Source organism: Lachnoclostridium sp. An181, from assembly GCF_002160325.1.
In the GTDB taxonomy this organism is placed as follows: Bacteria; Bacillota; Clostridia; order Lachnospirales; family Lachnospiraceae; genus An181.
Window position 1 is genome coordinate 208,994 of sequence record NZ_NFKJ01000004.1, and the last position, 11,246, is coordinate 220,239.

General features: G+C 44.2%; 4 protein-coding genes. All 4 read left to right on the top strand.

Translation table 11 applies throughout. The features are described 5' to 3' along the window. Positions 1 to 60: 60 nt before the first annotated feature. Positions 61 to 5,703: a galactose-binding domain-containing protein gene (locus B5F18_RS04575; protein WP_087156489.1), complete on the top strand. Its 5,643-nt coding sequence runs from the start codon at positions 61 to 63 to the stop codon at positions 5,701 to 5,703. 167 nt (positions 5,704 to 5,870) lie between these two features. Continuing rightward, a complete protein-coding gene (locus B5F18_RS04580; RefSeq protein WP_162607534.1) occupies positions 5,871 to 8,609 on the top strand; it encodes a metallophosphoesterase in 2,739 nt (912 codons plus the stop codon). A gap of 3 nt (positions 8,610 to 8,612) precedes the next feature. Then, complete coding sequence (locus B5F18_RS04585; protein WP_087156491.1) at positions 8,613 to 9,824, top strand: YibE/F family protein; 1,212 nt, start codon at positions 8,613 to 8,615, stop codon at positions 9,822 to 9,824. An 84-nt stretch (positions 9,825 to 9,908) separates the two neighbouring features. Further along, on the top strand, positions 9,909 to 10,994 hold the full coding sequence (locus B5F18_RS04590) for a M24 family metallopeptidase (RefSeq protein ID WP_087156492.1): 1,086 nt from the start codon (positions 9,909 to 9,911) through the stop codon (positions 10,992 to 10,994). Positions 10,995 to 11,246 lie beyond the last annotated feature (252 nt).

Below are 11,246 nucleotides of genomic sequence, written 5' to 3' on the forward strand. Positions count from 1 at the left end.
GGAGGGCGCAAAAAAAGCAAATGAAACTAATAGAAACTTATCAAGAAAGTGAGGAAACATATGAAAAGAAAAAGATGGATAAGCCTTCTACTTGTGTTCACACTGGTTTTGAGCAGTATTATCATTCCGGCAAAGAAAGCAGAGGCAAATGAGTTCCCATCTTCCAATGTGGCGCTTGGGAAAAAAGTACAGGCATCCAGCGTGGAGGAGGAAATGCCGCAAAATTTACCATCGCTTGTCGTGGATGGTGATAAGGAAAGTGACACATCCAGGTGGTCAAGTGAGAGAATGAAAGAAAATGGGGCAACAGATGCTGATGGGCAGAAACCGCAATGGCTGGTGATCGATCTGCAGGCTGAAGAGACCCAGGTGGACAGCATGAGTATTTACTTCTATAAGAAAGTATGGGCATCCAAATATCAGATCCAGACAGCAGATACAAACACAGCAGATACAGACTGGGAAACTGTCAAAGAATTTGAACGCACAGGAGGATCTGTGGAAGATGAATACGTGGAAGAGATTTCCGATGTTAAAACTCTGAAACGTTATGTACGTTTCTATTTTGACAAAGTAAATGTCAATGCAGGGGGAACCGGAGTTTCTGTCCGTGAGATTGAAATCAACGGAACTCAGCTTGTGAGCGGCAATCTTGCACTTGGAAAAGATGTACAGGTGTCAAGCATTGAGGCAGCTATGCCGCAGAATGAAGGACGGCTTGTGGTGGACGGAATCCATGATTCTGACACATCCCGCTGGTCCAGCGAGAGAATGAAACCAAATGGTGCAACAGAAGAGACAGAGCAGACACCACAGTGGCTGACGATCGATCTGAAAGCGGACAGAACTGTAGTGGAAAACATAAACCTGTATTTCCATCTCAAAGTATGGCCGACGAAATATCAGATCCAGACAGCAGATAATAATACAGCAGATACACAGTGGGAGACTGTGAAAACGATTGAAAGAGAAAGCGGTTCTCTGCCGGACAGCCCGGTGGATACATTTAACGATGTGACAGAACTGAAACGTTACGTTAGATTTTACTTTGAAAAGATTAATGTAAGAGCCGGAGGAACCGGTGTCTCTGTACGTGAAATCGAGATCAATGGCACGCAGCCATTTGTACCGGAAGAGCCAGAAGAAACTCTTGCTTATTCCCGTGATTTCAATGACGGAGATGTGAGCGCATTTTCTGCACTCTACGGAAACGGAGCAAACATCACTGCAGAAAACGGAGCCATGAAACTGTCTTACAATACAAACAGAACAGGAGTTGTGGACAAGACTATTCCTCATATGGTGGCAGACGGAACTTTTGAGGCAACTGTTATTCCGCAGCAGGCAGGAAAACGGTTTGGACTTATCATGAGAGCTACGGATGAAAACCATAAACTGTACATCGGATGTGAAAACAGCAGCAATAAGTGGTTCTGGGAATACTGGAACGGCTCCAATAAATGGGGCAGTCTTCACAATGGTCCGGCTCTGGAACAAGGACAGGCTGCTCATATCAAGGTAAAATTCCTCGGAAAAAATGTTACACTCTGGGTGAATGATCAGCTGGTATTCCAGGAAGAGATGACAGGAACTCCGCTGGTATCCGCAGGTTATTTTGGATTTGACAAGAGCCAGGGTGCAGGCACATTTCTGATTGATGATGTCAAGGTGACAGAACAGCTGGACTTTGCATCAGGGATTATGGCGGATATCACACAACTTCCTGCTCTGTCAGCAGAAGATACGAAGATTCCTTTGCCGGAAGTGCCGGAAGGATATGAAATCGCTGTTATCGGAAGCGAGAAAGAACACATTGTTTCCAATGATGGAACGATCACTTCCAGAAATATTGGAAACAAGACATTCTCCATTATTGTGGAAGTAAAAAATACGCAGGATGAGACAGACAAGGCGAGAAAGAACTTCACAGTAACGGTGCCGTCAAAGAATGGGCTCTATCCGGATTTGTACCCGGGTGTCGAACGGCCAAATGAAAAGCCGGATGTAATTCCGACTCTGCAGGAGTGGTATGGATATGAAGGAACATTCACATTGACTGAAGATTCCAGAATCATTATCCAGGATACTGCAAATGTAGATTTGGAGGCTGTTGCCAAAAATATGCAGACAGATCTGGATGAATTTGCAGATGTGAAACCGGAAATCCTGGAAGGAACTGCAGATATGGCGGGAGCAGGGGATATCTATATCGAATCACAGGCAGAAGATGTGTATGAAACCGGAGAAGAAGGTTACTTTATGACTGTTGACGAAGGCGGAGTGCGCATCTACAGCAGCACTTACACAGGAGCTCTTTACGGCACCATCACGGCAGAACAGATTCTGTGGCAGGATGAAGGAAACGACAATATTCCAAATGGTGTAATCCGCGACTATCCGGACTATCAGATCCGTTCCATGATGTTTGATGTTGGAAGAATTCCGCATCGTCTTCAGTATCTGGAAGATTACACAAAGATTCTTACTTGGTACAAGATGAATGAATTCCAGCTGCATTTAAATGACGACTTTGAGTATAGTCCGGAAGGACTTCCGACCAACTGGGATACATGGAATGGCATGCACAGACTGGAAAGCGATGCATTCCCGAGCCTGACCGAAAACAGGGTATATCAGGGTGAAAAATTTGAATACTTCAATGAAGAATACGCGGATCCTGTCTACACAAAAGAAGACTACAAACATTTGGAAGAACTGGCAAATGCAGGAGGAATCGAATTGATTCCGGAAATCGATACACCGTCCCATTCCAATGCATATATTCGGTATGCAAAAGAAAATCCGGACAATATTTCCTGGCTTGGTGAGATTCAGTCAGGGGACGATCCGCAGATGCTTGCCCTGGATATCAATTCTTCTGATCCGGAAGAAAAGCAGAAAGCAATCACAGCCAGAAAATTCATGGAAACACTGTATGAGGATTACCTTGGAGGAGACGATCCGGTATTCAGAGGAGACACGGTCAATATCGGTGTAGACGAATACTGGGATAAGAGCAATCCGGAAGCATTCCGCAGCTATATAGTATTCCTGGATGAATTGATGCAGAAATACGGAAAGACAACCCGTATGTGGGGATCTCTGAAAGGTTTTCCTGGAAACACAGAAATTTCTCCGGAGAACATCATTCTGGATGAGTGGGCAACTTATGAGGATGACCCGCTTGCACGTATGAAAGAGGGATTCCGCGTTGTCAACTTCCCACAGCCGTATCTTTACACAACACCTGGAAGGGATCACAAAGATATGATCGGAGAAGAGTGGTTATTCAAAAACTGGGATCCTACCATATTTAACGGAAACATTCGTGCAGACAAAGGCGAACCGCTTCTGTTAGGTGCAAAAGCAAGTATCTGGGGAGATGAATTCCGCGAAGGAATGACAGAGGCAGATACACATGAACGGGCTCTTCGCTCTGTTGCAATGGTAGCAGAGAAATCCTGGGGCGGAACAGCTGAAGATGACACTTATATTGAATATCAGCAGAAATTTGACAGACTGCAGGAAGGACCTGGAACACAGATCGCAATGAACATCGAAAGCACAACAGATGTGGTTGCAGATTATGACATGAGCCAGGCAGAAGAGGCAGATGGAACCATAACAGTAAAAGATGGCAGTGGAAATGGTTATGATGCACAGGTAGAAAACGGGGAACTGACAGAAGTAGACGGACAGACAATGATCGCATTTGATGGCGATACAGTGATGACGACTCCTCTTCAGACACTCGCTTATCCATACACCATATCCTTTGATATAAAAGCAGGGGAAGGAAATACAAAAGATTCCCTTCTGTTCTCCGGATATGACGGACAGCTGCTTGCAGAAGGATTCAATGGAAGCTTGTCGCTCAACCGGAGTTTTTATCATCAGTCCTTCGGATACACAATACCGAAAGATGAAAGCGTGAACATCACGATCGTGGGAACTATGCAGAACACCAAACTGTATGTGAATGGTGAACTTGTAAAAATGCTGTATTCTTCTGATACCGGACAGGAAGACGAATACTTCTCCACATTTGTATTCCCTATGGAGACGATCGGAAAGAACTACCACGGATATATCGGAAACATCAAAGCATACAATAAAGCGCTTATGCCGCATATGCTCCGCGCGGATACTTCCAAAGTTACAGAGGTCAATGTGGCGCTGAACCGCAACGCATATGCAGAGCGTTTCGGAAACACACCGGATCTCAACAGCGGTCTTCTCAAACGACATCCATCATGGAAGGCGACAGACGGAGACAAGACAGATTCCAAGGCAGACATCACTTCCACAGATCCGAATTCCTACTGGATAAGCTCCAATAATGATAAAGATTATCTGATGGTGGATCTTGGAGAGGAAAGAGCAGTGAGCAAAGTAGTGCTCAACTGGGAAGGAAACCGCATGGCAGCGGATTATGAGATTCAGATATCCGTGGATGGGACGCAGTGGCAGACTGTCGGAGGAGAACAGGGAAATACAAAGGCGGTCAGCACGATCACATTTAGCGAACCGGTCAACGCGCGCTATGTAAAAATGCAGGGAATCCGCAGAAATGCAGATTATTATGCAGTGCGTGAAATGGAAGTTTATGAGAATGTAGATAAGAGCCAGCTTGTATCACTTCTTGGAGAGGTAAATGCAGTGATAGAAGAAGACAAGCTTGCAGACAGTGACAAGGCAGAGGCAAAAGCGCTGGTAGAACAGGCTTATGCAGCATCCAGAACACTGGAAAATGCAACAGCAACACAGGATCTTATCACAGCAGCTTGTGAGACATTGAACGCAGCATTTGATGCATACAAAGAAAATCCGGAAGAGCCGGAAGAACCGTCAGAGATTTCCACAGCAGTTTTGGAATATGCGATCGAACTTGCAAAAACAGCAAACACAGACGGAGTGATCGGTTCTGTAAAAGAAAACTTTGACAAAGCCCTTGCAAATGCAGAAACAGTTCTTGCAGGCGCCAAGGCAAATGATCCGGAAATTACACAGGAAGTTGTGGATCAGGCATGGAAGGATCTGATCAAAGCAATGCAGTACCTGGAGTTCAAACAAGGGGACAAGACAGATCTTGGAAAAGTCATTGAACTTGCAAAGACAATGGAAAGTGATCTGGATTCCTACCTGGATGAAGGAAAAGATGCATTTAAAAATGCACTTGCAGCAGCAGAGGCTGTTTATGCAGATCAGGATGCATTCCAGGATGAAGTAGACAAGTCCTGGAAAGATCTGATGGATGCTATGGCAGGTCTTATGCGCAAACCGGACAAAGATGCACTCAAAGATCTGGTTGCAGAAGCAGAAGGTCTGAGCAAAGATTCCTATGAGGCAGAAGGTTTTGCACAGATGCGTACAGCTCTCGCAGAGGCAAAAGCAGTGCTGGAAAATGATCAGGCGACAAAAGAGGAAGTATCTGCAGCAGAAACAAGCTTAAAACAGGCAATGGACAGACTGGCTGTAAAAGCAGACGGAAAGGGCGGTGTCCAGAGCACGGGTACAGCAAAAGGCAATGCAGAACAAGCAGATCAGCAAAACAAAGCAGACAACAATAAACAGACTGGTAAGAATAATACTGTTAAATCTGCAAAAACTGCAGACAGTATGAATGCGATGATAGCGGTAGCAGTGATGCTTGCAGCAATGGCAGCGATGGCAATGGCTTTGGAAAAGAGAAAAAGAAAATAGGTAGTGGGGACAAAAAGGTGTGGTTCGCAGGAACCGCACTTTTTTGTCTGTAAAGGCGTTCCTGGAAAATTTTTCATAAACCTTACATGGACAACCTTTAGATTTAACAAAATTCCCTTATAATCACAGCGTAAGCAATGAACAAACAAAATCAGAGAGGGAAAACAATGAATCAGAACAGAAAGTGGAAAAAATTCAAAAGAACAACAACTGCAGTGGTGTCAGTGGCAGCGCTTGGTGTATCGTCTTTTAATGTATTTGCAGCAAAAGGTGTGGAGATCACAGACAGTGCACAGCTGAGTGAAAAAGTAAAGGAATTTCAGCAAAACACAGTAGGAACACAAACATATAAAGACTGGCTGAACAATGTCTGGACGGATAGAGAAGCAAAGGATTCAGGAAAGGCAGCGCTTACTCCTGGTGAACAGGAAGATGATCTGAACTTTGCCTGGTATGCACAGACAAAAGGAGTTCCTGCAGTCAAAGTATGGGAAGACGGGAAAGAAACGGCAGCAAAATGTGTGACCGGAGAAGCAAGGGATGATTTTGGCAACGAGCGTTCCAATTTGGGAGGAAATGTCTACACTGTAGCCAACCACGTAGAGGTGAAGGATTATTTTAAAGCAAACACGCTTTACCATTACCAATACACAGACAATTACACCGGGGATGACACACAGTGGTCAAAGGTTGAGGATTACCGCGTGGCAGACAAAGAAAACTATTCTGTTATCGTGACAGGCGACCCGCAGATCGGGGCATCCGGAAACCGGGATATGGATACTTATAACTGGGATCTTACTATGAAAAATGCTATGGACAAGGATAAGGATGCAGCATTCCTTCTCTCAGCAGGAGATCAGATCAATCAGTCCGGCACATCTGACAGTGCGAAAAAAGAAAGAGAGAGCGAATATGCAGGCTATCTGTATCCATCAGCATTTCGCAGTCTTCCTGTGGCAACAACAGTTGGAAATCATGATAAAGATGTAGATGATTATACGATGCATTTTAACAATCCAAACAGTGAAAAAAATCTGGGAGCAACAGCAGCAGGAGGCGGATACTATTTCTCTTATGGGGATGTACTCTACATTAGTTTAAACAGCAATAACAGAAATCAGGGAGAACACAGGGAACTGATGCAGGATGCAGTAAACAGCCATCCGGATGCAAAATGGAAAATTGTCATTTTCCACAGTGACATTTATGGTTCCGGAGAGCCGCATGCGGACACAGATGCAACTGCAAACCGTATCATCCTTGCGCCGCTGATGGATGAATTTGATATTGATGTATGTATTACAGGACATGACCATACATATTCCAGAAGCTATCAGATCAAAGACGGAACAGTCATTGATTATAATACGGAAGAAAACGGCGGAGTGGTGAATCCTGACGGAACACTTTACATCACGACAGGTTCTGGTTCAGGTTCCAAATATTATAAACTGCTCAACTACACACCATACTACATTGCGGACCGTGCAAACGACACTTTGCCGGCATATTCCATTATGGACTTTACAGATGATTCCATGACGATCAGCACATACGACTACAATGGAGAAGAATATGCGGAAGAGTTTACCATTACAAAATCAGACGATACAGTAGAGCAGGTTATGCAAAAAGCAGAGGCAGTGAATACAGAAGGCCACTCCCAGGATCTGGTGGAAAAGTTCACAAAAGCGCATGAAAAACTGCAGACACTTTATTCCGAGTATCAGGATGATATGAAGGCATTGATTACACCGGAGGATCCGGCAGAGGCGCTTATTGCCGACAATTACGGAACAGAAAATGACCCGATCAAAGGATATGGTTCTGTGGCAAACAGTGAGGACAAAGACAATGGAGCAAATCGTCTGAAACCAGGATACTCCACACTGCTTGACAAGACTGTTTATCAGGACAAAAACTTTATTGAAGGAAACAACAGAACCGAACTTGCTGCAAAAGAGAATGTGGTTGTTGTCCGCACAGAAGAAATGACAGCTGCAAAAAATGATCTTATCCAGGCAATGGCGGCGCTGGAGACGGAAAAAACAGATATTTCCACCGCGGTTTTGGAGTATGCGATTGAACTTGCGGGCACAGCTGACACAGAAGGTGTGATCGAATCTGTAAAAGCAGCTTTTGATTCTGCTCTGGAAAACGCACAAAATGTTCTGAAAGCTGTACAGAACCAGGATCCAAAGATTACACAGGCGGATGTAGATGCTGCATGGCAGAACCTGATCAGTGCAATGCAGTATCTGGAATTTAAGCAGGGGGACAAGACAGATCTGGAAAAAGTCCTGGTAATGGCAAGAGAAATGAATGAAAATATGGATGCATATCTTGACAGTGGAAAGGCAGCATTTACAGCTGCACTTACCAAGGCAGAATCGGTGAAAGCCAATGGAGATGCTATGCAGACGGAAGTGGATCAGGCGTGGAAAGAACTGCTTAGTGCAATGGCAAATATGATGCTGAAACCAGATAAAGGTGCGTTGGAAACATTGGTCTTGGAGGCAGAGGCGCTGAGCGAAGAACATTATGAGGCAGAAGGTTTTGCTGTAATGCGCACAGCTTTGTCAGAAGCAAAAGCTGTTCTTGAAAACGAACAGGCAACAGCAGAAGAAGTGCAGACGGCACAGACAAAACTTCAGAATCAGATGGAGGCTTTGGTGGTAAAAGCGGAAACATCTGGAACAGAAGACAAGAGCGAAACTCAGAAAGCGGATGGCGATCAGGTGCAGCAGGCAAATGCAGGGGACACAGCAAATACAGCCAACAATGCAGACACAGCAAAGAAATCTGTAAAAACAGGAGATGACGCGGACATGATGATGCCGACCGCAGGCATACTCACAGTAATGGCGGCAGCAGTGGCAGCACTTGCTAAGAAAAGAAAATAAGAAATGAATAGGTATAAAAAGGGAAAGAGATTGAAAAGAGTATATAAAGAAACAATTGTGAAATATCTGATCGTGGCTGCAATTCTTGCCATGGTCGTGATCTTTTTCAAGTCTGTTAAGGTAACTCCGCTGATCTCGGATGACGGGACCGAGTTTGCAAAGGCAACTGTGCTGGAAGTTAATGAGGAGACAACCCAGGGGGATGAAATGTATTCCGGAAGCCAGAAAGTTACGTTGCGCATTACATCCGGAACATTTAAAGGTGAAGTTGTGGAAGGCGACAGCATGAACGGATATCTTTACGGTGCTTACTGTAAAGAGGGTGAGAAGGTCATTGTACAGACCGGAGAAAACGATGGGGAAATCTTTGCCTCTGTGTACAACTACGACAGAGAGAGCGAAATTGCGGTTCTTGTCATTGTATTCCTTGCAGTGATGTGGATCGTAGGAGGGAAAAAGGGGATCAACTCTGTCATCTCTCTTGTTTTTACGGTTGCGGTCATTATCATGATGTACCTTCCGATGCTCTACCTTGGGGTATCTCCGTTTCTTGCAGCAGTGCTGGCTGGAGTATTGATCACCAGCGTGTCCATGCTTATGATCGGAGGGTTGACAGCAAAAGCATTCTGTTCTATCGCAGGTACGGTCTGCGGGGTAGTGATTGCAGGTGTGGTTGCCATGATCTTTGGAAATGTGGCCCACATCAATGGATTTAATACAGAAGAAATCGAGACGCTTCATTACATTGGACAGCACACCAATATCGACGTAGGAGGACTTTTGTTCTCCGGGATTATCATAGCCTCACTTGGGGCTGTGATTGACACTGCCATGTCTGTGGCCACTTCACTTAATGAGATTGCGCAGACCTCCCCTGGGATTGGTGCAAGAGCACTCTTCCGATCGGGTATGAATATTGGACGGGATATGATCGGGACAATGTCCAATACATTGATCCTTGCTTTTGTAGGCGGTTCCCTGAACACAATGATCATTATCTATGCGTATTCATATTCCATTCATCAGACATTGAATATGTATTCGATAGGAATTGAGATCATGAAGGGAATTTCCGGCTCTCTTGGAGTGATACTTACTGTTCCGTTTGTATCAGCGGTTTCAGCTGTATTTTTTGGAAAGAAAAAAGGGAAGGTTTTGGAGGATGGCATGGAGTCGGAAAAGGAAGAGGAATTGACTGCCATTAAACAGTCCTGACATTGACTTTTTCGCGTTAAAAAACTATAATGAACATAGTGTGATAACCGCACAAAAATCAGATGCGAGATAGGAGAAGAGCAAATGGATCAGACAAAAGTAAGTAGAATTTTAGAAAAAATGAAAGAGCAGGGAATGCCTCAGATGATTATTTCCGACCCTCCTGCAATTTACTATCTGACAGGAAAATGGATTCATCCGGGCGAGAGACTGCTTGCACTGTATCTGAATGTAAATGGCGACCACAAACTGGTGATCAACAAATTGTTCCCTCAGGAAAAAGATTTGGGAGTGGAGCTTGTTTGGTATGATGACGTGGAAGATGCGGTTGAAATTTTGAGCAGATTTGTAGAAAAAGACAAACCGATCGGAATTGACAAAACTTGGCCGGCAAGATTTTTGTTAAGACTGCAGGAGTTAAAAGCAGGAAGTGAGTTCCGCAACGGCTCCCTTATCGTAGACTATGTAAGAATGGTAAAAGATGAGCATGAGCAGCAGCTGATGAGGGAAGCATCCCTTGCAAATGATAAGGTGATGGAACAAGTGATCCCTCTTGTTGTAAAAGGATATACAGAAAAAGAGCTGGATGCGAAAGTGCGCGCTCTGTATGCAGAGTCCGGACATTCAGGAGTTTCTTTTGATCCGATTACAGCATACGGGAAATCCGGTGCTGACCCGCATCATGCAACAGACGACACAAAAGGAAAACGCGGAGACAGCGTTGTGATCGATATCGGAGGAATCTTAAATGACTACTGTTCTGATATGACAAGAACCGTTTTCATCGGAGAAGTTTCCGACAAGGCAAGAGAAGTCTATGAGGTAGTAAAAGAAGCGCAAAGACGCGGTATCGAGGCTGCAAAACCAGGAAACAGAATGTGCGATGTTGACCTGGCGTGCAGAAACTACATCACAGAAAAAGGATATGGCGAATACTTCACTCACAGAACAGGACATTCCATTGGTATGGAAGACCATGAATACGGGGATGTGTCTTCTGTAAATGAAGATATCATCCAGGTTGGACAGGTATTCTCCATAGAACCTGGTATCTATCTGATGGACGAAGGAATCGGTGTTCGTATCGAGGACCTTGTACTGATCACAGAGGATGGATGCGAAGTACTCAACCACTTTACAAAGGATCTGATCGTAGTTCCGGAAGAATAGAAGGGAAAGTTTGATGAAATCAAGACGGTGCCCCAGAAATGGGGCACCGTTTTTTGTGTTGAAAATTTGTTGAAATTTATTGATTAGTAAAATAAAAGCATATAAACTAAAAAATATATAAATAAAAAATCAGATGACTATAGGAAAAGCAATTTGGTAAATAGTCAAGAGTTATTTTAAAAAGATTTTCATACAAAAGGGTAACCTTAATAGACCTACGACGTATTTTTCAAAAAAGGCGTAAGTTAGGAA